This is a genomic window from Actinoplanes sp. HUAS TT8 (assembly GCF_051380535.1).
Classification (GTDB): Bacteria; Actinomycetota; Actinomycetes; order Mycobacteriales; family Micromonosporaceae; genus Actinoplanes.
The window spans coordinates 1,806,631-1,829,422 of the sequence record NZ_CP195646.1; the positions used below are offsets into that span (position 1 = coordinate 1,806,631).

The following is a 22,792-nucleotide window of genomic DNA, read 5'->3' on the forward strand; positions in this document are numbered from 1 at the left end:
CGTACGGGAAAATCGGTTCAGGTGGTGATTTTGATCTGGGCATTGGTGAGCGTGATGTACCAGTCGGAATTGGTGAAATCCTCGCTGGTCTCCGGGCCGATGTAGGCGTCGATGTGGTGCGAACCGCCCAGGCCGGGCGTGAATTCGTCGGTGATCTGCCAGGTGCCGTCCCGCAGCGCGGCGCAGACCGCCTCCTGCGGGGAGGAGCCGTCGTCCTGGATTCCGCAACCGCTGATCGTGAAGCGGGTGCCCTGCGGCAGCACGTCCGGGTCGGCGGCGGCCGAGACGAACGGGGTCAGGCGGTCGCCGTCGCTGCTGCGGGGCTCGGTGTCGAGCCAGAAACCGACGTCGTAGGACCAGTTCAGGTACTGGCCGGAGGAGGTGCGGCCGGTGCCCTCGTCCTTGACCGCGTCCACGAAGTCGGCCGGGTAGGCGCCGAGGTCGTCGGTGCCGTTCTTGCAGTCCAGCTTCGCGCAGCCGGTGACCTCGGTGTCGGCGCCGTTGTGGAAGTCCTCGACGGCGGTGTAATAGACGGTGATCTCCCAGCCGGTGCTCGGGCTGCCGGTGGGGGTCGCCGTGGCCGTCGCGGTCGTTGCAGCCGCGGTACTTCCGACGCTTTTGCCGACCGAAGCCTGGATTGTCGGGCTCGGGGGCGGCGAGGGCTCGTCGTCCGTGCCGCAGCCGGCCGTCGCCGAGACGATCATGGCGGCGAGCACGAGACCGGGGCGCATCTCGTGAGCATGCCAAGCTTCCGGGCCCCTACTCGATTACTTTCGGTAATAGGAATGAACCGCGGGCTGCCCGGTGTAGTTGGCTCCGGCGCGATCGTCGGCGCCGAGATATCCGTACGGAAAAATGATCTCTTTCGGTCCGGCGCAGCTGATCCGCCGTCGCCGCGGGTCGTAGTCGATCCCGGCCTTCCGCAGCGCCGCGGTCAGCGGCCGCCCGGCCGGGCTCCCGTCCTCGAGCCGCACGCTGCTCAGGTCGAGGTCGGCCACGAACCGCCCGCCCGGGGCCAGCCACCGCACGATCCGGCTGATCAGGCCCAGCTTGTCGCCGATGTAGTGCAGACCGTGCACGCACGTGATCAGGTCGAACCGCCGGTCCGGGCTCCAGCTCTCGATCGGGGCCGCGACCAGGCTGACCGTGTCCGGCGGGGCGGGCGCGAACGCGTCCACGAGATCGACGCCGATCAGCGTCGCGGAGCCGTTCAGCCGCTCGGCCGCCTGGATGAGGGCCCGCCCGCTGCCGCAGCACAGATCGAGCCAGGCGCCGGTCAGCCCGTCGGCCGGGTCGAAGCCGAGCACCCGCGCGTAACTGTTCACCCCGGTGAGCTGCCGCTGCCGGTTCATCGCGTTGTTGGCCACCACCGACGAGGCGTGCAACGACCGGTCATCGAGGAGCATCGTGCCATTCTGCCTGCTCGCACCAGCGTTTGTCGGCCCGCGCGCTGTCGTGGAAGCCACGTTCCCGGAACGTGCGCCAGACGCCGTCACGGGTGGCGACCCGATGGGCGAATTCGGACTGGGCGCGGTCCACCATCCCGTTCAACTCGTGCGGGGTCACCCCGGTGCCGGCCGCGAACGCCGCCCGCCGCGCCCGCCGGTCCGGTGGCTGCGGAAAGCCCCGCGCGTGGGCCTTCTCGTCGTCCATGAACGGGACGGTGAACCAGGCCAGGAAACCGGTGTCGTACCAGGGGTCGCCCGGCTCGGCGAGATCCCAGTCCAGGACCCCGGTGATCGCCCCGGCGTCGTCCCACAGCAGGTTCCACGGCCCGAGGTCGCCGTGCTGCATCGACGCGCCGGGCCCGGCCGGCGGACAGCCGGCCAGCGCCGCCCGCAACTCCCGCGCCAGCCGCCCGAGATCGTGCGCGCCGGCGTCGGTGAGAATACGCGGCCGCATCGGCCAGCCGGCGTCGTGACCGGGGAGGAAACCGAGCACCTCCCGCCCCCGCTCGTCGAACCCGCGCGGCTCCGGCACCCGGTCGAACCCGTGTTCCCGCAGGTGACCGAGCAGCCGCAGCACCATCGCACTCTGCCGGCCGCCCGGCCGCCGCACGGTGTCCCCGGCCCGCACCAGCCCACGATCGTCGAGCCCGGCCCCGCGCAGGGGAGTCTCCGCGACCGGGGTGAGGTAGCCGAGGGCCGGGGAACCGCCGGCGAGCCGGACCGGATAGTGCCAGCGGCGCAGGGCCTGCGCCATCCTGGCCGCGCCGGACGGATTGGCCGAGTGGATCAGGACGACACCGATGTCGAACGGGTGGCCCTCGAAAGCCGCGCGCTCCAGCACCGCCACGACCGGCCAGATCGTGTCGCTGCCACCCAGGTCGTGATCCAGCCACAGCTCGTCGACGCGCCGGCCGCGGTGCCGTTCGAGAAGCGCGACGCCCTCGGCGCTGGTCCGCGCGATCACGGCGGCCCGGCCGTCCACGAACGAGCGCAGATCGTCGATGAGCAGGGTCGCCATCCGCTGATTATGGGACCGTGACGACCACGGTGCCGGTCTTGTGACCCGGAGCCCTCAGCCGGTCCCGTCGAGCGGATCCCAGCCGGACGCGTAACGCAGCAGTGACGCGGCCAGATCGGGGTACGCCGCGGCCCACACGTCGTCGAACAGGAACCACTGCTGGAACCCGAACTCGGTGCTGCAGTGCATGGCCATCTGCGCCAGGTGTCGTCCGACCAGGATCAGGCTGGCCTCGGGTTTACGGCCCTCGGCGATCGGCGCGGTCAGCACCAGGTCGACCGCGTGCTCCAGCTCGCCGTCGCGCAGCGACTCGTCCGCGTCCAAGCCGAAACCCGGCCACCGGGTGGCCCGCCGCAGCGCCACCGCCAGGGCCTCGGCGTCCGGCCCGGGCTCGCCCTGCGCGATCAGCGCGGCGAGGATGCGCAGCTCGGCCGGCCACCGCTCGTCGTCCCCGCGCCTCAGGCTCGTGGCCAGCCCGTCCAGCCCGGTCCCGGGAATGGTCACGGGTGGCTCGACCTCCAGACTCGCCCCGTCGTAGAAGGTCAGGAACACGGCGTGCGTCGTGGGCCCGGCCGCCGGTTCGCCGCCAGCCTCGTCCGGCAGAGGCCACGATTCGTGTACGAGATAGGCCAGCCGATCCGGATACCGGGCGATCACCTCGTCGTCGAGGAAGAAGTAGGCGAGCTCGACCTCGTCGTCATCGGTCCGCACCCGCACGCTGTGCTCGTCGACCCGGATGTAATCGGTGTCGCCCTCGACGTACAGATGCTCGTGCAACAGCGCCCGCAACTGACCGGTGTCCGCGGGCGGCGGGAGGCGATGCTCGCGCGCGGCCTCGAAGATCGTGCTCAGGCCGTAGACGTTGGCGCCGAGCTCGTCCTGGATCCAGTTCCACGGGTCTGGGCGCTCCCAGTTGCGCCGGAACCAGTCGAGGACGGTCGCGTCCGGCAGGCGACGGACCAGTTTGCTCAGCGGTCCCTCGTAGTGCGACCGGTAGACGAAGTGCACCGCCCGATGTTAGCGGCCGGTCAGCGGATCTCCATGCCGGCGACCAGGCCGTCGGTCAGGTGGAAGACGTGGGTGACGGTGACGTCGGCGAGGATCTTGCCGTCGAGGTCGCGGACGACCTGGGCGACGGTGACCGCGACCCGGTCGTCCGGTTCCGGGGTGAAGGCGACCGGGGTGACGTTCGGGTCGATCTCGGTCCACTGCCGCTGCCAGTAGGCGGCGACCTCGTCGCGGCCCCGGACGGTGCCGCCCTCGAACGCCTTCGGCCAGGTCACGTCCGGGGTCATCATGGTCAGCGCGGCCGGGATGTCGCGCCGGTTGAAGGCCGCGTAAAGATCTTCGAGAAGCTGCATGAGGCCAGTTCAGCATGCGGGCACCGGCCCGGCGGAACGGCTCTGCGGAAGGCAGAAATCCGGGGCCGGAATACCGGCCGGGGGACGGGACTTGGCGACTGGTATGACGTCTTTCGATCCGCACGCGCTGATCGCGGAGAGCCGCCTCGGCATCCTCGCCACGATCCGGAAGGACGGGCGGCCGCAGCTGTCGCCGATCCTGCCGTTCTACGACCGCGACGCCGGCACGATCTACGTGTCGGTGACCGAGGGCCGCGCCAAGACGACCAATCTGCGCCGGGACCCGCGGGCCGCCATCGAGGTGACCAGCGCGGACGGCCGGGCCTGGGCGACCGCCGACGGCGACGTGACCCTGATCGGGCCGGGCGAGGACCCGCACGGGCCGGAGGTGGAGGCGCTGGTGGACTACTACCGGCGGGCCGCCGGGGAGCACCCGAACTGGGACGAGTACCGGGCGACGATGGTCGCCGACCGCCGGGTGCTGCTCGCGCTGCGGGTCACTCACGTCTACGGCCAGAACCTCAACGTCGACTGAGATCCTTGACCCGGACCCTGGGGTACGGGTTTAGGGTTCCGCCATGCGGGTGGGTGAGCTGGCGCGCCGGACCGGGACGACGGTGCGCGCGTTGCGGTACTACGAGTCGGTCGGCCTGGTCGTGCCGCGCCGTCTCGGCAACGGCTACCGGGAGTACGAGCCGATCGCGGAGCGCCAGGTCGCCCAGATCCGTGAGCTGATGGCGCTCGGCCTGGCGGTCGAGGAGACCCGCCCGTTCGTCGAGTCGATCGCCGACGGTGACGAGGACGTCTGCGCTGCCGCGATCGCGACTTTCCGCAGTACGGTGACCGGGCTGCAGACGCGCATCGGCGAGCTGACCGCCCAGCGGGACGCGCTCGACGCCCGCATCGACGAGGCCGCCCGCCGGGTCGTCACCGGTGCGCCGACGTCCGAGAATGATCCGGCCGGCCTGGTCGGGGCGCGTCTGCCGCCGCTGCACTTCTACGCCAGTGACGGCCGGCCGGTGGACCTCGGTGATCTCGGCCCGGGGCGGACGGTGATCTTCGTGTATCCGCTGACCGGCCGGCCCGGCGTGGATCTGCCGCGCGGTCTGCTGGAGGTGCACGGCGCTCGGGGCAGCACCGATCAGGCCATCTGGCTGCGCGATCACCATGCCGAGCTGCTCGCCGCCGGGGCCTCGCGGGTGTACGGGCTTTCCGCGCAGTCGACCGGATATCAGCGGGAGCTCGCCCATCGGCTGCGGTTGCCGTACCCGCTGATTCCCGACCCGAAGCTGACGCTGGCCGCGGCGGCCGGGCTTCCGACCCGTACGTCAGGGGATCTTGCTCTTTATGATCGTCTGACTTTGATCATTGCCGACGATGTGGTCGAGCACGTGTTCCACCCGATCCCGGACCCGGCGTCGCACGCGCTCGATGTCATGTCGTGGCTGACCAAGCTCAGGCCGTGACCCTCGCGCGGGCCAGCCGGTGGGTGCCGGCGCCGGCGGCCAGGAACATGGCGGCGAGGACGAGCCAGCCGGGCGTGCCGTGGGCGATCGCGGTGCCGGTGACGACCGCCGGCGCCAGCATGGTCCCGGCCGCCAAACCGGTCTGGCTGACGCCCTGGTAGGCGCCGGCGTTCCGCGCGTCGGCCAGCTCGAACGCCAGCGACCAGGCGCCGGCCTCGGACAACACCTCGGCTGCGCTGGCCGCCAGCAACGCCAGCACCAGCACGGCGACGGCCAACCCGGCCGGCAGAGGCCCCGCCGCGGCATAAAAAACGCAGGTCAGGACCAAAAACCCGGAAGACACGATTACGGTACGGCCGGCCGCGCGCACGTCCGTGACCAGCCGCGCCGCCGGCACCTGGAAGACGGCGACGAGCACCGTGTTGAGCACGAGCAGCAGCCCGACGGTGGTGGCGGGCGCGTGCGTGTGCAGCGTCACCCAGAGGGGCATGCCGACCGTGAGCAGCCCGAACTGGATGGTCAGGATGCCGTAGAGCGCCGAGATCCCGAGATACCGGAAGTCCCGCAGCGGCGACCGCGCCACCCCGCCCGCCGGGCCGCCGGACGCAGGCGTGTCGAGGGTCGCCGGCTCCGGTGACGGCAGGCCGCGCAACGGGACGACCGAGGCCAGGACCAGCACGGACGCGGCCAGCATGGCGATCACGTAGCCGGTCGCGGTGCCGGCGGCCAGGGCCGTGGTCGCCGCCGCGGATCCCGCACCCACGAAGACGTTGGTCACCACCCGCAGGCGGGCCCGGACGGCCACCCGGCCCGGGCCGGTGAAGTGCAGCGCGAGCAGCGTCGCCTGCGCGGTGCGCTGGCCGCCCTGTGCGCCGACCGCGACGCAGGCGACCAGGGTGAACGTCAACGCCGAGGAGGCGGAACAGTACGTGGCCAGCGCCGCGCCCTGGACGATCGTGCACACCACCAGGAGCCGGTGCGCGCCGAACCGATCCGCGAGGTAACCGGTGCTGAACGCGGCGGTCATCCCGGCCGCCCCGGCGACCGGTCAGGCCCACACCCACGGTCGCCGGGGACAGGCCGATGACCGTGGTGAAGAACAGCGCGCTGACGCCGAACAGCACGCCCTTGGCCAGGGAAGAAGCGGCGATGGACAGGGTCAGGGCACGCTCGACCGGACCGTGTCCGATGAACCGGGTGGCTAGGAGAGTCACGGGTCAGTTCTGTCAGGCCGCGGGCCCGGCCACGAACGATGTAGCGTTTCGCTTCATGGTCGTGCGTTATCAGCTCGTCGGGCAGGACCTGGGCGGGGTGCGGTTCGCGATCTCGCCGCTCAACGAACTGGTGCTGTCGCTGCACGCGTGGCGGGACCCGGGCCGGTATCCGTGGCAGCTGCCGTGGATCCGCGAGATGCGGCGCGCGCAGGACCGGCTGGCCGTGGACCTGCTCGACGAACTGGTCAACGACGCTCTCTGGACTCCGGACTTCCTCACGCCACGACCGTGGTCGCCGCTCACACGACTCGAGGAGGAACTGGCGGCCGTCCGCCGTACGCCGAAGGAGGTTGTTGATCGTGATCTTCGCATCGTGTCCGGAGCCGGGCGGCTGCCGGCGGTGCTCCGGGGCGACGACGTGCTGGACCGCATCCTGGACGCGCTGACCGGATACTGGGAGGTCAGCTTCGCGCCGCACTGGGCCCGGATGCGGGCGCTGCTGGAGGGCGACGTCACCTTCCGCGGGCGGGAGATCGCCCAGCACGGGCTGGCCCGGATGTTCGCCGGGCTGGCCGGGCGGGTGCGGCTGACCGGGGACACGGTCGAGGCGTTCGTGCGATCCGGGGTGCACTACACGCGGCCGGCCACCGGCGGGCTGACGCTCGTGCCGTCGATGTGGACGAGCGGCGCCGGAGTGCCGATCCGGCCCGACGAACCACCGATGATCATCTATCGGGCGCGGGGGCTGGGAACCCTGTGGGAAGCGCAGCCGCTGCCGGCGGCGGGTGCGCTGGCCGGGCTGCTCGGTGCGCCTCGGGCCGGGTTGCTGGTGCGGCTGGCCACGCCGGCGTCGTCGACCGAACTCGCCGTGCGGCTCGGGGTGACCACGACGGCGGTCAATCAGCATCTGCGGGCTCTGCGGGCGGCCGGGCTGCTGGTGAGTGCGCGTCATGGGCGCTCGGTCCTGTACCGGCGCTCCGATCTGGCCGATCGCCTCGTCGAGTCCGCCGTCCCGCCGGCCGCGGTGGATTCCCCGCCGGCTTGACGGTGTCCGGGGCCGAGCCTGTGGCGGGCTCGGCCGGAGTTCGGTCAGGCGAGGAGGGCGGCGGCGGCCAGCAGGTCGGCCACTACCGCGGTGGCGGCGGGCTCGTCCGGGGTGTGGGCGTACTCGCCGGTCCGGACCCGGATGGAGCGGGCGCCCAGGGCGGTGGCCACCGCTACGTCCTTGCCGGGGCGGTCGCCGATCATGACCAGGTCGGACGGGTCCACGCCGAGGGTGTCGGCGGCCTGCTGGAGGCCGCTCGGGTGCGGCTTGCGGTGGGCCCGGCCGCCCAGTTCGTCGGTGATGACGACGGTGGTGAACGCGTCGGACAGGCCGGTCGCGGCCAGCTTGGCCCGCTGGATCGTCGGGTTGCCGTCGGTCAGGCAGGCCAGGGGGTAGCGGGAACGGAGTTCGGCCAGGGCCTCCTCGGCCCCGAGGTAGCAGGGGAGACGCCGCGGGCGATACGCGGTGAAGGCGGCCACCAGGGTGGGGATCACCTCGGCGGCCCGGTCGGCCGGGACGCCGTAGGTGGTCAGGGCCCGGTCGATGGTGCCGCCGCGGTCCGAACCGGCCACGAGTTCGCGGCGGACGGCCCGGCCCAGGCGGATCGGGTCCAGGCCGACGGTGACGCCGGCGCGGCCGACCGCGCGGGCCGCGCCGTAGAGGTATGACGCCTGCGGATACAACGTGTCGTCCAGGTCGAGGACGACCGCGGCCGGAGCCGGATCGAATGCGGTCATGCGGACCTCCAGGGCCGAGCGAAGCAGGTCAGAGCGGCCCACGGCCGAGTGCGAGCCGGAGCGGTCGGGCGTCGAGGGGCGGGTCAGGCGGCCCAGGGCAGGTGGCCGTCGGTGTAGTCGGGTTCGTCCAGGGCCAGCAGCGCGGTCGTCGCCGGGTCGGACAGAAGCCGGGCGATCCGCGGGCCGGTCCGCCCGTCACCGTAGGGGCACGGGAGGGCCGCTATCCGGGCCAGCTCCGGCGGGGAGCCGAGCCGGTGGGCCGCGGCCACGGCCCGGGCCGCCAGTGCGTCCGAGGAGATGCCGGTCAGGACGGCCGAACCGGCCTCGACCCCCTCCCACCGGGGTGTCGAGCGGCGCAGGACCACCACCGGCACGCCCAGGTAGGCGGCCTCCTCCTGCAGGCCGCCCGAGTCGGTGACGACGACGCGGCTTCCGGCCAGGGCGTGCAGCAGTTCGTCGTACGAGAGCGGCTCTTCGCAGGTCAGGCCGGGCCGGGCGGTGAGGTGGGGCAGGAGGCCGTGGCGGGTCAGGCGGTCGCGGGTGCGCGGATGGATCGGGAAGCGCACCGGACCGATCTCGGTCAGCTGCCCGATCACCTCGACGAGGCGGGTCAGGCGCTCCGGGTCGTCGACGTTGGACGCCCGGTGGGCGGTCACCAGGACGCCGCGGCGTTCTTCGGGCGGCACCGGGCGGATGCCGTGGGCGCGCAGGGCGTCGATGACCGGGTTGCCGACCACGAAGATCCGCTCGGCCGGTACGCCCTCGCCGGCCAGGAAGGCGGCGGCCCGATCGGTGGGTGCGAAGTGGATCTGGGCGGTCGCGGCGGCCACCCGGCGGTTGACTTCTTCCAGGCTGCGGGGGTTGAAGCTGCGCAGGCCGGCTTCGAGGTGGGCGAACGGGAGGCCGGCGCCGCGGGCGGCCAGCGCGTACGCCGGGACGGTGTGGGTGTCGCCCAGCGCCAGCACGAGGTCGGCCGGGTGGGCCTCCAGGGTTTCCGCGGCACCGGCGACCAGGGCGGCCAGGCGGCTCGGGCCGTCCGGGGGTGTGAGCCGCACGTCGGGTACGAGACCCAGCGCGCGCTGCACGTCGCCGCTCATCGCCGCGTCCCGGTGCTGACCGGTGTCGATCGTGGTGACCCGGTGGCCTTCGGCGCGCAGGGCGTGAACGACCGGGGCCAGTTTGATCACCTCGGGCCGGGTCCCGAAGGGGACGATGATGTGCCGCCTCATCGGACCGGCACCAGGCCGGGCGCGGCGGGCGCGCGGTGGACCTCGGCGGCCGGCGTGACGGGCGCGGCGGGCGCGTCGTAGAAGACCTCGGCGAAGTGCCGGGCCATCCGCAGGTTCTCGCGGAAACCGAGCGACGGCAGAACCGCCTCCGGATTCAGGATCCCTTGCACGTACGTGTTCACGACATCCGCCCCGGCCGCGAGCGTCAACGGCAGCCCGCCGGAGAAGCGCGGGTTTACCTCGACGATCGTCACCTCGCCGTGCTCGGAGACGAACCCCTGCACGTTGGCCGGCCCGCTGTGTGCGACCGCCCGCAGCGTCGCCGCGACGACCTCGGTCACGGCCAGGGACGCGAACGTGGTGCCCTGCACCGAGATGCCGCCCCGGGTCTCGTCGCGCCAGCGGGGCACGCACGCGACCATCCGCCCGTCCCGGTCGATCAGGGCGTCGGCGGTGAACTCGCGCCCGGTCAGCCGGGTCTGGACGATCGCGCCGGGCACCGAGGCGAAGGCGTGGGCCAGGTCGCGCGGGTCGTCGACCAGGACCACGTCGCGGCTGCCGCGGCCGCGGGCCGGCTTGACCACCCACGGGCCGGGGACCTGGTACATGGTCTCGGCGGTCCACGCGGTGACCGGGTGGGGCACGCCCGCGTGGTGCAGCGTCGCCGCGAACGCGATCTTGTCGAGGCAGAGGTCGGCGTGCTGCGGCAGCCAGGTCCGGGTGCCGAGCTCGGCCAGGTGCGGGGTGAGCGGGTTGAGGGCCGCGTACTCCTCGGCGACCGTGCCGACCAGGGCGGCCGGGCGGTGCTCGGCGATCAGCGCGAGCAGGGCGGCGGCATATCCGGGCTGGTCGGCGCGGGGGAGGACGGCGGCGCGGGCGGTGAGGCGCAGGCCGACGGCGTCCGGGTTGGCGTCGAGCGCCAGGACGTCGTGCCCGGCGTCCTGAAGCGCGCGGATCACCGCGACCCCGGCCGGGCCGCCGGCACCGGTCACGGCGATGAGCCGCCCGGTCGACGCCACCGGGGCCGACGGGGACTCGGCGCGCATCAGCCAGGCCCGCGCCCACAACCGCAGCGCGATCACGTCGCCCGAGTGCACCGGCTCCCACTGCCGCTCGGCGACCGCCCCGGCGAGGGCGTCGAGCACCAGCGGATCGGTCTCGTAGGACGCCACCGCCAGCAGGGTGGCCGTGTGCACGCCGAGTCCCTTCCCGGCCAGCTCCCGGATGATCTCGGCCCGCCGGGCCGGGTTCTCGTGCCCGACCCGGTAGTCGATGCGCCGCTGCTCACGCCGCTTGGCCAGCCGCCGTGACAGCGCCTTGGGCAGCACCCGCCGGTGCACGAAAGCGGCCACCTGGACGCGCGGTTCCCGGGGCTCGTTCTCGACCGGAACCCGGTGACCCAGTCCCGGCTTGGCCCACGCGGCCGGACGGTCCGCGGTGTGCCGTCCCGAGCGGTCCTGCTCGGCGCGCTGTGCGTCGTACATGGTCAGTCCGATCATGATGAGCAATCCGAAAAGGGTGTACGCGAAGTTGATGACCGCGCCGATCCAGTCGTGGAAGAAGATCAGCGCGTCGACGGCCAGGAAACGGCCGGCCAGCAGGGACAGCACCAGGCGCAGCTGGTTGGCGGCGAGCACGAACAGGCCGGCCGCCACGAAACCGGGCAGCACCTGCGGGCGTTGCCGCAGCGCGACCCCGGCCAGCGCGGCCAGGGCCAGCACGCTGCTCAGGATCGTGCAGGACCCGGTCATCTCGGCGACGACCGGTTCCATGCCCGGCCCGAAGACCACGAACGAGTCGCCGAGCACACCGGAGATCCGGTCGACCCCGATCAGCTCGATGATCCGGGCGGCCAGGGCGACCTCGAAGTGCCGGGCGTGGTCGACCAGCAGGACGTATCCGCCGATGCAGAGGGCGACGGCGGCGAGCATCTCGGCCATGACGAGCTGCCGGCGGCGAGCCGTGGCGGTGGGGCGCCGGCTGCGGGTGGCCGCGGCCAGGCGGCGGTCGAAGCGGTCGCTCACGTCGCCCCCGACCGCGCGGTCTTCACCCAGGCGTAGGTCGTGCCCCACATGCCCTCGAAGTACGCTTTCGTCGCGGTCAGGATCGACATGCCGAACGCCGGGATGAACCCGACGAGCATCCACACCGCCCGTCGTTCCACCCGCCCGAGGACCAGCCCGACCGCCAGTTCGCAGAACGGTCCGGCGAACAGCAGCGCCGACAGCGACACCATCTGGATGGCCGACGAGTCACCGATGCCGAACGCGTGCAGCGCGATCAGCAGAAGCCCGAGCCCGCACAGCACGGGGACGTGATAGACCCAGAGGAAGAGAATGGTCTCCAGCTTCTCCATGGGCGACAGATGAGGCGTACGGAGAATGGGTCGCCAATAGTCGCGAAGACATTTCTGATGCCCGCGCGCCCACCGGTAGCGCTGCTTCCAGAAACGCTGCGACGACAGCACGGCCTCCTCGAAGTCGACCGCCGACGGGTCGTACCGCACGCGGTACCCGTCGAGCAGCAACCGCAGCGTGAGGTCGGTGTCCTCGGTGACCGTGTCCGGGTTCCAGCCGCCCAGCGCGCGGATCAGTGACGTGCGGACAGCGCAGTTCGCTCCGCCGTACGCGGGAAGTTCGAACAATGCCTGTCGCCCGTACTCGTTGACCAGATATCCGGACAGGTAGTCGATGAAAATGGTCGACGCCAGCGACGATTCCACGCCGTTGCGCACGACGCAGCGGCCCATCACCGCGCCCACCTTCTCGTCCCGGAAATGGCGCACCAGGCGGCGCAGCACGTCCGGTTCGGGCTGGTGGTCGGCGTCGAAGATGACCGCGATCTCGGAGTCGGTGAGCGCGAGCGCGTCGTTGAGCGCGCCCGACTTGCCGCCCCCGGCGCCCGGCCGGCGGTGCAGCACGCGCAGGCGCGGGTCGGCCGCGGCCCGGGCGTCCAGTTTGGCGCCGGTCCCGTCGGTCGACGCGTCGTCGACGACCACCACGGTCAGCTTGTCGGCCGGGTAGTCCAGCGAGAGCAGGGCCGTGACCATGCCGTCGACCACCAGCTCCTCGTCCTTGCAGGCGACCAGCACGGCGACCGTCGGCGTGAACGACTCGACGCCGACCAGCGGCGCGACCAGGTCCCGTTCGGCCCAGCGGGCGGCCGACACGGCGAAACCGAGGTGCCGGAAGAAGAAGATCAGGAAGACGACGTTGAGGACGGTCGCGATCCAGCCCAGCGTGCGGTCGACGCCGAACAGCGCCAGGGCCCCGGCGAACACGACGAGGTGCGCCGCCAGCGCGATCCGGAAGTGGGTGCGCGGAGGCCGGTGGCGTCCGCCGACGGTCATGCGACTCTCTGCTCGTCGGTGGGGAGGGCCTGGTACGTGGGCACCTCGGCCAGGGCCAGGCCCAGCTGCGGCGGCGGGGCCAGGTCCCAGACGAACCGGGACGGCACGAACGCCTCGGCGAACCGGACCCGCGCCTGCGCGCCGAAGTGCCGGGCCGACGCGGCCACGACCTCCGGGTCGACCATCGCGGAGCTCTCCACCTGGCTGCGGTGACAGGCCAGGGCGGCCAGTTTCCGGTCCAGGTGGGCGGAGATGTCGACGTACAGGGAAGGCTCGAATTTGATCGTGGACGGGCTGCGATAGTGCAGCACCCGGCGGTTGTGGCGGGCCGCGGAGAGCGTGGCGGCGGCGACCGCGCGATGATCCTGGTGCGAGTCGTCCGGCGCGTGCACGTAGATCACGTCGGCCTCGGTCGCCCGGATCGCGCCCTCGATCACCGCGATGGTGTCCGCGTCGGCCGCTACCGCGCAGTCCCGCGACCGGCCCCACAGCAGCAGGCAGTCCAGGCTGCGGGCGGCCGCCTCGGCCTCGGCCCGCCGCTCGGCGACCTCGCCCGGACCGTTCTGGCCGCCGGTGACCACCAGCATGGTCACCGGATCGCCGGCCGCCCGGTGCGCCGCGAGGGTGCCGCCGCAGCCGAGTTCGATGTCGTCGGGGTGCGCCCCGATCGCCAGCACGTTGCGCATCATTATCGGTCAGGCCGCCTTGCGGCGCTTGCGCCAGAAGACGAACGCGGCGATCACACCGGCCATGATCAGCGCGATCAGCGGGCCGGTGCCGTTGCCGCCGGCGGGCAGGCTGACGTCGCTGCCGCAGGTCGGTTTGCTCCAGTTGGCGGTGACCGTCTTGCCGCCGACGGTCCAGGTCGCCGACGTGTCCTTGCTGAGCCAGCCGGTGGCGAACGTGGCCTTGTGCGTGCCCGGCTCGAAGCGCGTGGTCACGTCCGCGACCGTGCTCCTGGTGCTGCCGCTGAGCAGGACCTGGTTGTTGTCGCCGGCCGCGATGGTGCCGGCCGAACCGGCCGTGCTGGTGTAGCCGAAGACCGCCCGGTACGTGCCGGACTTACTGTTCTGCAGCACGCAGTCGCAGGTCGGGGTGCCCGCCAGGGTCTTCCAGGTCGCCGCCGCCGAGCCGGTGTTCAGCATCAGCGCGGCGGCGATCGCGACCACCAGGGCGGCGGCGCCGGTGGCGACCAGAGCCCCGCGACGGCGGAGCGACGATCGTACGGAACGCATGGTGTTACCTCCGCGGTCGGTGGCGCTGCGATCCTTCCGATCGGTCACCACCGTCCGCGTCTGAGGCCGCTCAGGTTGCTTCGCGGTAGACGCCGCCCCTGATCGTTACCGGACTCCGTCCCGTTCGAGCAGGGCGTCGACGGACAGGTCGTGGCCGAGGAAGTCACGGACCATGCCGGCCGGGTCGCGTTCGGCGCCGGGGGCGAGCACCGTCCGCGCGTAGTCGCGGCCGGTCGCCGGGTTCAGCAGGCCTTCGGCCTCGAACCGGCCGAACAGGGCGGCGTCCAGCACCCCGGCCCACTGGTAGGTGTACAGACGGGCGCCGTAGCTCCCGGCGAAGGTGTGCAGGATCTGGGCCGGGGACTCGTCGGCCGGGTCGACCGGGACGGGCAGCAGGCGCTGCTTGGCCGCGAGCGGATCCTCGCCGCGGTGCAGGGCCAGGTCCTGGAACGAGTGGGTCATCCGGATGATGCGCCGGCTGGCCAGCCGGAACCGTTCCTCGGCCCGGGCCGCCGTCGCCGCTTCCTCGCCGACCCCCATCCGGCGCAGGATCTCCGGGTCCATCGGCCAGTTCTCCATGATCCGCGACGGGCCCTCGATGAAGTCGCGCGGCATCTCGGTGGGGGTGCGCAGCCGGTAGCGGGTGCGGACGAACGCGTAGTGCATGGCGTGCCCGAACTCGTGCCACATGATCCGCATGTGCAGCAGGTCGGCGCCCTCGGGCGGGACGAAGCCGATCACGCCCAGGTGGTGCGGGCCGCCGTCGGTGGACAGCCACGGCGCCGCCATCCACGCGCCCGGCTGCTTGCCGTCGCGCAGGTGCCAGTCGCACCAGATCCGGGCCAGGTGCGTACCCGAGTCGTCGCGCAGGTCGAACGCGCGCACGTCGGGATGCCAGCCGGGCGCCTCGACCGGCGTGAACGTCACCGAGTACAGCTCGGCGAGCGCGTCGAACATCACCCGCTGGACCGTCTCGACCGGCACCCGGACCCCGCCGGCGGCGGCCAGCCCCCGCGATTCGCGCAGGCGGGTGACGTAGAAGCCGTCCATCGGGTCGTCGACGTCAGCGGCGGTCAATTCAAGATCAGGATCATTCGTGTACGACCGGGCGAACGCCAGCAGTTCGGCGTGCTCCCGGTCGGCCGCCGGCCGGTACGCGGCGGCCAGCTCGTCGAGGAACCCCTGGGCGTCGCCGACCATCTGCCCGACGGCCTGCATCGCGACGAAGTCCGGGAAGCCGAGCAGCTCGGCCAGCTCCTGCCGGCCGGCCAGCATCTCGGTCACCACCGGTCCGTTCGAGGCCGCGGCCCGGTTGATCGTCAGCCGGTACATGTCGGCCCGCAGCCCGGCGTTCGTCGCCTCGCGGCGGACCGTGCTCGCCGTCTCGTCCGAGTACGCCAGCCAGTAGCCGGACCGGCCGCGGGCGGCGGCGGCCTTCCGGGCCTCGGCCACCATCGCCTCGGGCAGGCCGGCCGGGTCGTCGGTGGCCACCCCGGCCTCGGCGTCGGCGGCCTGGAGGTTGGTCATGTAGTCGACGGACAGCGCGGCCAGCCGCGCGGTGATCGTCGCGAGCCGCTCCCGGCCGGCCGCGTCGAGCCCGGCGCCGTGCCGTTCGAACCGCCACAGCAGGTCGGCGCGCAGCCGTTCCTCGACCGGGCCGGCCGGTGTCACCGCGCGGATCGCCTCGTACAGGTCGGCGCGCTGGTGGACGGCGGCGGAGAAGCGGGCGCTGCGCTCGGCCGCCACCCGCGACGCCTCCGTCCAGGCCCCGCCGAGGGTGGCGCCGAGCTCGTCGGCCATGTTCACCACGAAGTGGTACCGCGCGGTCGCCTCGCCCAGCGCGACCAGCGGCTCCGCGCTCGCCGCGACCGCGTCGAGCAGCGCGTTCGCCTCGGCCTCGGCCCGGTCGAGCGCGGCCGGCACGTCCTCGGGGCGGTAGGTGTCGAACCGGACCTCGCCGAGCGGATGATCGAAGGAGTTCACCCGCCCACGATCCCATCAGCCGACGGCGCCGGCGATCCGGGTCGTCGCGCCGCCGCTCGTCCGGCCCGGCGCGGTCGACCGGTTCTCGAACAGCGCCGCGAAGACCGTCGCGGTCAGCACCGCCGCCGGCACCGCGACCGCCATGGTGATCAGGACCGATCCGGTGCCGAGGACGTGGCTGACCAGGGCGACCACCGGCACGTGCATCAGATACAGGCTGTACGAGCACCGACCGAGCACCTCCATCGGCCGCGTCGTCAACAGCCGGATCAGGACGGCCGCGCTCCCGGTGGAGACGGCGACCAGCAGCGCCGCGATCGCCGGCCCGGCCGCGAGATCGATCCACCGGTAGTGATGGGCCGTCCACACCGGCCCGCGCCACACGATCACGGCCAGCACCGGCGCGGCGGTCAGGACGGCCAGCCACCCCCAGGGCCGGCGGCGGTGGATCCCGGCGGCGACCATCCCCAGGGTGAACAGCGGCGCCATCTCCCACGTGTAGCCGATCGGCCCGGCCGGCCCGGCGGCGATCATCGGGACGCCGGCCACGACCAGCGCGGCCACCGCGCCGAAGCGGGCCCGGATCAGCAGCAGCAGCGGGAAGGCGACGTACAGGGCGGCCTCGACCGCGATCGACCAGAACGCGCCGTTCGGCGCGGGCACCGTTACGAAGTCCTGGAGCATCAAGCCGTAGACCAGGACCGACCGCAGCGACGCCGGGTGCGACATGGCGAGCGGCCCGGCCACGGCGGTCAGGACCACGCTGACCAGCAGCGCCGCCCAGTACGCGGGCAGGATCCGCCGGGCCCGCCGCCGCGCGAACCGCAGGCCGCCGCCGAGCCGCCACCCGTTCCGGGCCGGGGCGATGGCCAGGGAGAACCCGGACAGCGTGATGAACGCGACGACGGCCAGCCGCCCGTGGATCAGCCAGCCGCCCCAGGCCGGGCCGGTGTTCGCCGGGTAACCGGGAAAGCACACCAGCCAGCAGTGATGCACCACCACGTACAGCGCCAGGAGGCCGCGCAGCCCGTCCAGGCCGGCGACCCGGTTGCCCGGCGTCACCGCTGTCGGTCCTCGGCCAGCGTGAACGCGTCGGCCAGGGGCCCGTCGGCGCGGCGCAGGGCGGTGATCGCCCGGCTGGCCCGGCTCTTGACCGTCCCGATCGAACAGCCCAGCTGCGTGGCGATCTCCTGCTCGGAGAGCCCGGCCCAGTAGCGCAGCACCAGCACCACGCGCTGCGCGGCCGGCAGGGCCCGCAGCGCCGCCAGCACGACGTCGGCCGTGCTCTGCCGTTCGGAGAAGTCGCCGTCGTCGGGCCGGTCGGGCAGCACCGCGGCCGGGATCTCGAACCGCCACATCCGGCGACCCGCGCGCCACGCGGCCCGGGTCATGACCTGCCGGGTGTACGCCTCCGGATCGCCGTCCGGGTGCAGCCGCCGCCACGCCTTGTACGTCTTGACCAGCGCGTCCTGCGCCAGATCCTCGCCGTGCCCGCGGTCGCCGGTGAGCAGCGCGCCGTAGCGGACGAGCGCGGCGTAGCGGGCGGCGACGAACTCGCCGAACGGATCGCTCATCGGACGAGCCCGAGCAGGTTCTTCAGCTGGAACACGGTCGCGTTGGTCAGCCGGACCCGCCCGCCGGTCGAGGAGACCGCCTCCTGACAGCCGTCACCGACCGCGATGATCACCGTGGTGGCGTTGGAGGTCCCGGTGTCCCACGGCGACAGGGACGCTCCGGGGGAGGGTGCGACCGGATCGGGTGGGTCCACGGTGAGCCGGATGCTCTCCTGCCCGGGGCTCGCACACGCGTCCGCGTCGCGCACGACGTCGTTCTGCCGGCGCAGGATGCGAAGCACCTCGTCGACCCGGGTCCGGTCCGAGGCGGTGGCCTGGTCGGGCGGCAACGTCATCTTCACCGACTCGACCTTGGCGGGCAGCGTGAGCGGTCCGCTGCGGCGCGGGCTGCTCCGGATCGAGTCGATGATCGGGCGTTCGGCGGTGCCGTCCATCCGCAGCTGGATCAACACCTGCGACCAGGGCAGGAGCAGCTCGTTGTCGTAATTCTCGGCCGGGAAACGGCCGGTCTTCATGTCGTCGGAGTCCAGGCCGGACCGCAACCAGCCCGGCTCCCCGCCGGCCAGGGTGATCGACACCGGTGAGGTGATGATGCCCGCGTCGAGGTCGCCGTTCTCCGGGGGGATCAGGAACCCGCCGGGGTTGCGGCTGTTGGACCGGGACACCTCGACCACCGCGTTCTGGCAGCCACGGTTGCCGGAACCGATCAGCAGGATGGTCCGTTTCAGCATCTCGCACTTGTTGGCCGGGCTCGCGGTGACCACCCTCCAGCCCGCCGGGATCGGGAGCTGCATCGCGCCGGCCACCACCATGCCGTTCACGACCCGAGGCGTCGCCGACTGGTCGATGCCGCCGGCCGCGGTCGGCAGCGGCGCGGACGGCAGCAACCGCTGGCCGGCGACCAGACCGCCGGCCAGCAGCACGGTCGCCACGATCCCGGCCAGCGCCGCCGTCCGCCGCCGGGCCGCCCGCCCGCGCCGGACCACGGCCGTGACCGGGTCACGGTGCTCCGGTTCGAGGTCGGCCACCGCCTCGTCCAAGAGTTGCCTGATGCGTTCGGTCACCGGTTGCTCCACGCTCTGTCAGCTGCTCGTCCCTCGTCCCCCTTCGAAAGACGTCAGCCCGCGCAAAGGTTCCCCATCGTCGCCGATCAACTTCAGAATCAACAGCCTCTTCCCGTACGGCGTGAAGCAGTCACGTGGTGGCGACGAACTCGCGGACGTGGGCGGCGACCGGGCCGGGGCGATCCTCGGGCATCAGCGTGTAACTGTCGTGGACCTCGATCAGCCGCCCCTGCGGGAGCGCGGCGGCCAGGCGGGCGCCGTTGGCGGGACGCATCATGGTCGACTCGGGCGCCCACAGCACCAGGGCCGGGCGGTCGAAACCGGTCAGGCGGGCGGCCGCCTCGACGTATTCGCCCGCTCTCGTCGTACGCAAATATTTGAGAAGGTCTCGCCGGATCGGCGGTGAGGTGAGAGACGGCCGCAACCAGCCATCGAGAATGTCGTGGGGTATCGGTCGTTTCGACATGAGGCCGAAATTGATCGGGGAACGGCGCAGCCCGCGGATCCGCAGCGTCTGCAGGGCGAGAAAGGTCGCGCCGGGCACCTTCGACGACAGATACAGCGAGCGGCCGGGCAGCCCCGGCGGAAAGTTCTCGAACGACTCCTGCGGCAGCAGGACGAGCCGCGCCAGCCGCCGGCCGAGCCCGTGCGCGGCGACCAGTTGCGCGCCGCCCCAGTCACAGCCGATCAGGGTGACGTCCCGCAGGTCGAGCACGTCGAGGAACTCGGCGACCAGCCGGGCCAGGCCGGGCGAGCTGAGGTCGGCGTCCGGGTCCATCGGCACCCGATGACCGCCGAGCGGCACTTCGAGCACGACACAGCGGTGGTCGGGCGCGAGGTCGGCGACGACGTGCCGCCACAGCGTCGTGTTCACGAAGATGCCGGTCAGGAACACCAGCACCGGCCCGCCGCCACCGCTGTCGTCGTACTCGACGGTCCCGGCGCTCAGAGCAACGCTGCGCATGGTGCGAACCCCCGTTCGTCGGCTTCCGACGCTATCCCGCCCATCGGCCGGATGTGATGCGTCGAAAGCCCCGCCCAGCGGGTATTCGGACAGCTCAGACGTCGTGGTGACGCAGCGACCGCCACACCGTGTGGGCCCAGCCCAGGTCGTCCGGGTCGTCGAACATGCACAGGGCCAGGATCAGGTCGCCGCCGGGCGCGGCGGCCAGGCCGTACACCTCGTGGTGCGACACCGGCGGGGTCCGGTACGTGTGCCGGACGACGTCACCGTCCTGCTCGGTCAGCACCTCGTCCCGGTCGGCCGGCGCGTCCTCGGTGAACAGGGCGATGCACTCGGCCGGGCTCGCCCCGGCCGGCATCGTGAACGTGTTCAGCAGCACCGTGCGACCCGGGCCGGCGAAGACCAGGCCGTCCTTCCGGTTGAACACGCGCAGCCCGGCGGTCCGATCCAGCGACCAGGCCGCGGTGACCCGGTTGTGCACGGTGGTGGGCAGCGCGTGCGCGATCCGGCTGAGCACCTCGTCGCGGTCCCACTCCTCGTTCAGCACCCGCCACAGCAGCGTGCCCTCGGACGCGACCAGGTACGGCAGGCTGTCGGCGTCCTGCACCTCGGCCGTGGCCGGCTCGCCGTAGATCGGCGCCCACGGCTTGATCGCGTTCGCGACCGTGCCGGTGAACGCGAGGTCCGCGTACGCCGGGGCCTGCCACACCTCGCGGGCGTGCCGCAAAGCCTCCGGGTCGATCTCCAGCCACACCGAGTAGGTGACCCGGCTGCCGCCGGTCAGCCGTACCGGCATCAGGCAGCGCACGAACGCGCCGACCCCCTCGGCCAGGCGCAGGCTCCGGCCGCCCTGGACCGCCGCGCGCTCCTCGTCGGACAGGGCCAGGATCGGGTCGGGATCGGTCGACCGGATGTCGAAGTCGGCCGGGTCGAGGGCGGCCCGGCAGCAGTCACAGCCCGGCTGGTGGTCAGACATCCGCGGGACTCTACCGGCCCCGCCGGGCGGTAGCGTAGGGCCATGACCCGGCGTCGATACGTGGCCCGCGGCGTGCCCGGCGGCTACCGGGTCTGGGACAACCACGGCCGCCGCTGGTGGGGTGACCACTACGAGATCTGTCCGGACGACCTGCTCACCGAACTCAACGGCGCCGCCGACCCGGACCGGATCACCCAGCTGCTCCGCCGTTACCGCGCGGCGAAGCGCTAGAACAGGGCGGTCTGGCCGGGGATGGGGTCGCGGCGGCCGGACATCGAACCGTGCAGGACCCGGGGTTTGAGGGTGTGGGCCCAGGCCGGCAGCGGCTCGGGCGGGGCCTCCGGGAGGACCTCGGCCGGGGCGTCGCCGCCGGTCAGGGACCACAGGGACGGGCCCAGGTTGATGCCGTGCTCGCGCAGGGCGCGGCGGATCGTGAGGTAGTCCAGGGGGAGCCGGGCCGTGTCCGGGGCGGGGATCGGCAGGTCGCGGCGCATCCCCATGAGACGGCGGTTGAGGGCGACGATCTCACGGGACTCGGGGGCGCGGAAACTCGTGGCGGCCTGCTCGCCAACGGAGTCACGCAGGGTAGCCGGATCGGCCGCCCAGGCGCGGTCGACCGAGCCGAAGGCCTCCAGGAGACGGGCCGCGGTGCGCGCGCCGAAACGGCGTACGCCGGGAAGGTTGTCGGACGGGTCGCCCCGCAACGCGGCGAAATCCGTGTACTGCCACGGGTGGACGCCGTAGAGCTCGGGCAGGGACGCGGCGTCGACCAGGACCGAACGGTCGAAGCCGCCGTTGCGGATGCGCAGCACCGACGTGGTGTCGTCGATCAGGGCGAACGCGTCCCGGTCGCTGGTCATCAGGACCGAGCTCCAGCCCAGCGCCCTGGCCGTCGCGGCCGAGCTGGCCAGGACGTCGTCGGCCTCGTAGGCGGGCGGGACCACGGTGCCGACACCGCAGGCGCGCAGCAGCTCGGGGGCGATCTCCAGCTGGCGGGTCAGCTCGGCCGGCTTGGGCGGGCGGTGCGCCTTGTAACCCGGATGGTCGACCCGGCGGGCCGAGTCGCGCGGGCAGTCGAAGCCGACGAGCACCGCGTCCGGCCGCAGCTGGGCGGCGGCCCGCGCGAGGTAGCCGATCAGGCCGCGCAGGGCGGGCGCGGGTTCGGGTGATCCGTCGCTGGCGTGGAACGCCCGGTGCACGAGGCTGTTCCCGTCCAGGACCAGCAGCAAACCACCCGTGTCCGGCACCCGACGAGCTTACCGGCTCAGATCGTGCTTACGGTGAGTGATCTTTTCCACCAGCCCCGCGGGGGCGACCCGCCGTAGCGCGAAGACGAGCGGGGCGTTGCTGCCCACCGCGTATCTCTGCTTGGGTTTCCTGGCCTCGATGGCGGTGAGGATCGTCGCCGCCACCCGCTCGGCCGACGTGCCGGCCTTCTCGTTGCGGTCCAGGGCGGTCAGCATCCGCTCGAACTCGGCGCGGTGCGGCGAGTCGGCGGCGATGTACTTGGTGCGGCGCTCGCTGATCCCGGTGTTGATCGAGCCGGGTTCGACGGTGGTCAGCCAGACGTCGTACGGCGAGTACTCGTGCCGGGCGCCGGTGGCGAACCCCTTGATCGCCGCTTTCGAGGCGACGTACGACGACCGGTAGGCCAGCGGGAACGACGCCAGCATCGACCCGATCATGATGACCCGGCCGTAGCGGCGCTCACGCATCCCGGGCAGCGCGAGCTGCGCCAGCCGCACCGGCCCGAGCACGTTGACCTGGAACAACCGCCGCAGCGCGTCCATCGGCAGCTCTTCCAGGGGGCCGGACTGGCTCTCCCCGGCGTTGTTGACGAGCACGTCCACGCCCTGCAGCGTCCCGGCCAGCGCGGCGATCGACTCGTCCGAGGCCAGGTCCAGCGCGACGTAGTCGACCCCGGCCACCTTTGTCGTGATCGAGGCCGGGTCGCGGCTGGTGCCGATCACCCGGAAACCCTTTTTCACCAGCGCGGACGCGGTCGCGAGTCCGATGCCCGACGATGCCCCGGTGACCAGGGCGGTGCGCTCCATCGCAGCAACATAACCGGTTCCGGAGGCCTGCGGAAACGGGCGCGCGCCGAGATCGGGTGCCCGGTCCGGTGCGAG

The 22,792-nt window shown here is 72.5% G+C and carries 24 protein-coding genes and 1 pseudogene; 4 read left to right on the top strand and 21 right to left on the bottom strand.

What is annotated here, in order from left to right; translation table 11 throughout:
• Nucleotides 1-17 precede the first annotated feature (17 nt).
• From ACSHV8_RS07990 to ACSHV8_RS08015, 6 genes and pseudogenes are all read right to left on the bottom strand, one after another.
• On the bottom strand, nucleotides 18-731 hold the full coding sequence (locus ACSHV8_RS07990) for a hypothetical protein (RefSeq protein WP_436530909.1): 714 nt from the start codon (nucleotides 729-731) through the stop codon (nucleotides 18-20).
• Nucleotides 732-767: 36 nt separating this feature from the next.
• Nucleotides 768-1,406 carry a class I SAM-dependent methyltransferase gene (locus tag ACSHV8_RS07995; RefSeq protein ID WP_436530911.1) on the bottom strand — a complete coding sequence of 213 codons (639 nt, stop codon included), beginning with the start codon at nucleotides 1,404-1,406 and terminating at the stop codon, nucleotides 768-770.
• A complete protein-coding gene (locus tag ACSHV8_RS08000; protein ID WP_436536713.1) occupies nucleotides 1,393-2,028 on the bottom strand; it encodes a phosphotransferase family protein in 636 nt (211 codons plus the stop codon). Before ACSHV8_RS08000 ends, ACSHV8_RS07995 begins: the two co-directional genes overlap by 14 nt.
• Before the next feature lie 102 nt (nucleotides 2,029-2,130).
• Nucleotides 2,131-2,466 (bottom strand): annotated as a pseudogene (locus tag ACSHV8_RS08005) (cyclic-phosphate processing receiver domain-containing protein); the annotation flags it as partial.
• A gap of 54 nt (nucleotides 2,467-2,520) precedes the next feature.
• The gene (locus ACSHV8_RS08010) at nucleotides 2,521-3,474 is read right to left on the bottom strand and encodes a hypothetical protein (protein ID WP_436530913.1); all 954 of its coding nucleotides are present in this window, start codon (nucleotides 3,472-3,474) and stop codon (nucleotides 2,521-2,523) included.
• Between the two features lie 20 nt (nucleotides 3,475-3,494).
• Nucleotides 3,495-3,827: a nuclear transport factor 2 family protein gene (locus ACSHV8_RS08015; protein WP_436530915.1), complete on the bottom strand. Its 333-nt coding sequence runs from the start codon at nucleotides 3,825-3,827 to the stop codon at nucleotides 3,495-3,497.
• Between the two features lie 103 nt (nucleotides 3,828-3,930).
• Here ACSHV8_RS08015 and ACSHV8_RS08020 point away from each other — a divergent pair, with 103 nt between their 5' ends.
• Both ACSHV8_RS08020 and ACSHV8_RS08025 read left to right on the top strand, forming a co-directional pair.
• Nucleotides 3,931-4,362: a PPOX class F420-dependent oxidoreductase gene (locus ACSHV8_RS08020; RefSeq protein WP_436530917.1), complete on the top strand. Its 432-nt coding sequence runs from the start codon at nucleotides 3,931-3,933 to the stop codon at nucleotides 4,360-4,362.
• A 43-nt stretch (nucleotides 4,363-4,405) separates the two neighbouring features.
• Nucleotides 4,406-5,293, top strand: a complete 888-nt coding sequence (locus tag ACSHV8_RS08025; RefSeq protein WP_436530919.1) for a MerR family transcriptional regulator — start codon at nucleotides 4,406-4,408, stop codon at nucleotides 5,291-5,293.
• On the opposite strand, the gene ACSHV8_RS08030 is transcribed toward ACSHV8_RS08025, so the two are convergent.
• Nucleotides 5,283-6,320 (bottom strand): MFS transporter, encoded by a 1,038-nt coding sequence (locus tag ACSHV8_RS08030; protein ID WP_436530921.1) that lies wholly within the window; start codon nucleotides 6,318-6,320, stop codon nucleotides 5,283-5,285. The genes ACSHV8_RS08025 and ACSHV8_RS08030 overlap by 11 nt on opposite strands.
• 242 nt (nucleotides 6,321-6,562) lie before the next feature.
• Here ACSHV8_RS08030 and ACSHV8_RS08035 point away from each other — a divergent pair, with 242 nt between their 5' ends.
• Entirely contained in the window at nucleotides 6,563-7,552 is a 990-nt protein-coding gene (locus ACSHV8_RS08035) for a DUF5937 family protein (protein ID WP_436530922.1), read from the top strand.
• Between the two features lie 44 nt (nucleotides 7,553-7,596).
• On the opposite strand, the gene ACSHV8_RS08040 is transcribed toward ACSHV8_RS08035, so the two are convergent.
• The 12 genes from ACSHV8_RS08040 to ACSHV8_RS08095 form a co-directional block, all read right to left on the bottom strand.
• Nucleotides 7,597-8,289: an HAD family hydrolase gene (locus ACSHV8_RS08040; RefSeq protein WP_436530924.1), complete on the bottom strand. Its 693-nt coding sequence runs from the start codon at nucleotides 8,287-8,289 to the stop codon at nucleotides 7,597-7,599.
• Nucleotides 8,290-8,372: 83 nt separating this feature from the next.
• The gene (gene wecB / locus ACSHV8_RS08045) at nucleotides 8,373-9,518 is read right to left on the bottom strand and encodes a non-hydrolyzing UDP-N-acetylglucosamine 2-epimerase (RefSeq protein WP_436530927.1); all 1,146 of its coding nucleotides are present in this window, start codon (nucleotides 9,516-9,518) and stop codon (nucleotides 8,373-8,375) included.
• Nucleotides 9,515-11,542 carry an ATP-grasp domain-containing protein gene (locus tag ACSHV8_RS08050; RefSeq protein WP_436530929.1) on the bottom strand — a complete coding sequence of 676 codons (2,028 nt, stop codon included), beginning with the start codon at nucleotides 11,540-11,542 and terminating at the stop codon, nucleotides 9,515-9,517. The genes wecB and ACSHV8_RS08050 overlap by 4 nt, the downstream gene beginning before the upstream one ends.
• Complete coding sequence (locus ACSHV8_RS08055) at nucleotides 11,539-12,867, bottom strand: glycosyltransferase family 2 protein (RefSeq protein ID WP_436530931.1); 1,329 nt, start codon at nucleotides 12,865-12,867, stop codon at nucleotides 11,539-11,541. The genes ACSHV8_RS08050 and ACSHV8_RS08055 overlap by 4 nt, the downstream gene beginning before the upstream one ends.
• The gene (locus ACSHV8_RS08060) at nucleotides 12,864-13,553 is read right to left on the bottom strand and encodes a PIG-L deacetylase family protein (protein WP_436536715.1); all 690 of its coding nucleotides are present in this window, start codon (nucleotides 13,551-13,553) and stop codon (nucleotides 12,864-12,866) included. Before ACSHV8_RS08060 ends, ACSHV8_RS08055 begins: the two co-directional genes overlap by 4 nt.
• A 9-nt stretch (nucleotides 13,554-13,562) precedes the next feature.
• Complete coding sequence (locus tag ACSHV8_RS08065) at nucleotides 13,563-14,102, bottom strand: hypothetical protein (RefSeq protein WP_436530932.1); 540 nt, start codon at nucleotides 14,100-14,102, stop codon at nucleotides 13,563-13,565.
• Nucleotides 14,103-14,207: 105 nt separating this feature from the next.
• Nucleotides 14,208-16,085, bottom strand: coding sequence for a M3 family metallopeptidase (locus tag ACSHV8_RS08070; protein WP_436530934.1), 1,878 nt, complete (start codon nucleotides 16,083-16,085; stop codon nucleotides 14,208-14,210).
• A gap of 15 nt (nucleotides 16,086-16,100) precedes the next feature.
• Nucleotides 16,101-17,147 carry an acyltransferase family protein gene (locus ACSHV8_RS08075; protein WP_436530936.1) on the bottom strand — a complete coding sequence of 349 codons (1,047 nt, stop codon included), beginning with the start codon at nucleotides 17,145-17,147 and terminating at the stop codon, nucleotides 16,101-16,103.
• The gene (locus tag ACSHV8_RS08080) at nucleotides 17,144-17,659 is read right to left on the bottom strand and encodes a SigE family RNA polymerase sigma factor (RefSeq protein WP_436530938.1); all 516 of its coding nucleotides are present in this window, start codon (nucleotides 17,657-17,659) and stop codon (nucleotides 17,144-17,146) included. The genes ACSHV8_RS08075 and ACSHV8_RS08080 overlap by 4 nt, the downstream gene beginning before the upstream one ends.
• Entirely contained in the window at nucleotides 17,656-18,723 is a 1,068-nt protein-coding gene (locus ACSHV8_RS08085; RefSeq protein WP_436530940.1) for a hypothetical protein, read from the bottom strand. The genes ACSHV8_RS08080 and ACSHV8_RS08085 overlap by 4 nt, the downstream gene beginning before the upstream one ends.
• 130 nt (nucleotides 18,724-18,853) lie before the next feature.
• Nucleotides 18,854-19,687, bottom strand: a complete 834-nt coding sequence (locus ACSHV8_RS08090; protein ID WP_436530942.1) for an alpha/beta fold hydrolase — start codon at nucleotides 19,685-19,687, stop codon at nucleotides 18,854-18,856.
• A gap of 94 nt (nucleotides 19,688-19,781) precedes the next feature.
• The gene (locus ACSHV8_RS08095; protein ID WP_436530944.1) at nucleotides 19,782-20,663 is read right to left on the bottom strand and encodes a DUF2199 domain-containing protein; all 882 of its coding nucleotides are present in this window, start codon (nucleotides 20,661-20,663) and stop codon (nucleotides 19,782-19,784) included.
• 42 nt (nucleotides 20,664-20,705) lie between these two features.
• Between ACSHV8_RS08095 and ACSHV8_RS08100 the strand changes: the two genes are divergently transcribed.
• A complete protein-coding gene (locus ACSHV8_RS08100) occupies nucleotides 20,706-20,894 on the top strand; it encodes a hypothetical protein (protein WP_436530946.1) in 189 nt (62 codons plus the stop codon).
• On the opposite strand, the gene ACSHV8_RS08105 is transcribed toward ACSHV8_RS08100, so the two are convergent.
• Both ACSHV8_RS08105 and ACSHV8_RS08110 read right to left on the bottom strand, forming a co-directional pair.
• Nucleotides 20,891-21,910 (bottom strand): 5'-3' exonuclease, encoded by a 1,020-nt coding sequence (locus tag ACSHV8_RS08105; protein ID WP_436530948.1) that lies wholly within the window; start codon nucleotides 21,908-21,910, stop codon nucleotides 20,891-20,893. The two genes, ACSHV8_RS08100 and ACSHV8_RS08105, sit on opposite strands and share 4 nt — an antisense overlap.
• 9 nt (nucleotides 21,911-21,919) lie before the next feature.
• A complete protein-coding gene (locus ACSHV8_RS08110) occupies nucleotides 21,920-22,717 on the bottom strand; it encodes an SDR family oxidoreductase (protein WP_436530950.1) in 798 nt (265 codons plus the stop codon).
• Nucleotides 22,718-22,792 lie beyond the last annotated feature (75 nt).

Coding starts and splice junctions, on each gene's coding strand:
- ACSHV8_RS07990 (WP_436530909.1), bottom strand. CDS start 731: ATGCGCCCCGGTCTCGTGCTCGCCGCCATGATCGTCTCGGCGACGGCC.
- ACSHV8_RS07995 (WP_436530911.1), bottom strand. CDS start 1,406: ATGCTCCTCGATGACCGGTCGTTGCACGCCTCGTCGGTGGTGGCCAAC.
- ACSHV8_RS08000 (WP_436536713.1), bottom strand. CDS start 2,028: ATGGTGCTGCGGCTGCTCGGTCACCTGCGGGAACACGGGTTCGACCGG.
- ACSHV8_RS08015 (WP_436530915.1), bottom strand. CDS start 3,827: ATGCAGCTTCTCGAAGATCTTTACGCGGCCTTCAACCGGCGCGACATC.
- ACSHV8_RS08020 (WP_436530917.1), top strand. CDS start 3,931: ATGACGTCTTTCGATCCGCACGCGCTGATCGCGGAGAGCCGCCTCGGC.
- ACSHV8_RS08025 (WP_436530919.1), top strand. CDS start 4,406: ATGCGGGTGGGTGAGCTGGCGCGCCGGACCGGGACGACGGTGCGCGCG.
- ACSHV8_RS08030 (WP_436530921.1), bottom strand. CDS start 6,320: ATGACCGCCGCGTTCAGCACCGGTTACCTCGCGGATCGGTTCGGCGCG.
- ACSHV8_RS08035 (WP_436530922.1), top strand. CDS start 6,563: ATGGTCGTGCGTTATCAGCTCGTCGGGCAGGACCTGGGCGGGGTGCGG.
- ACSHV8_RS08040 (WP_436530924.1), bottom strand. CDS start 8,289: ATGACCGCATTCGATCCGGCTCCGGCCGCGGTCGTCCTCGACCTGGAC.
- wecB (WP_436530927.1), bottom strand. CDS start 9,518: ATGAGGCGGCACATCATCGTCCCCTTCGGGACCCGGCCCGAGGTGATC.
- ACSHV8_RS08055 (WP_436530931.1), bottom strand. CDS start 12,867: ATGACCGTCGGCGGACGCCACCGGCCTCCGCGCACCCACTTCCGGATC.
- ACSHV8_RS08060 (WP_436536715.1), bottom strand. CDS start 13,553: ATGCGCAACGTGCTGGCGATCGGGGCGCACCCCGACGACATCGAACTC.
- ACSHV8_RS08065 (WP_436530932.1), bottom strand. CDS start 14,102: ATGCGTTCCGTACGATCGTCGCTCCGCCGTCGCGGGGCTCTGGTCGCC.
- ACSHV8_RS08080 (WP_436530938.1), bottom strand. CDS start 17,659: ATGAGCGATCCGTTCGGCGAGTTCGTCGCCGCCCGCTACGCCGCGCTC.
- ACSHV8_RS08090 (WP_436530942.1), bottom strand. CDS start 19,687: ATGCGCAGCGTTGCTCTGAGCGCCGGGACCGTCGAGTACGACGACAGC.
- ACSHV8_RS08095 (WP_436530944.1), bottom strand. CDS start 20,663: ATGTCTGACCACCAGCCGGGCTGTGACTGCTGCCGGGCCGCCCTCGAC.
- ACSHV8_RS08100 (WP_436530946.1), top strand. CDS start 20,706: ATGACCCGGCGTCGATACGTGGCCCGCGGCGTGCCCGGCGGCTACCGG.
- ACSHV8_RS08110 (WP_436530950.1), bottom strand. CDS start 22,717: ATGGAGCGCACCGCCCTGGTCACCGGGGCATCGTCGGGCATCGGACTC.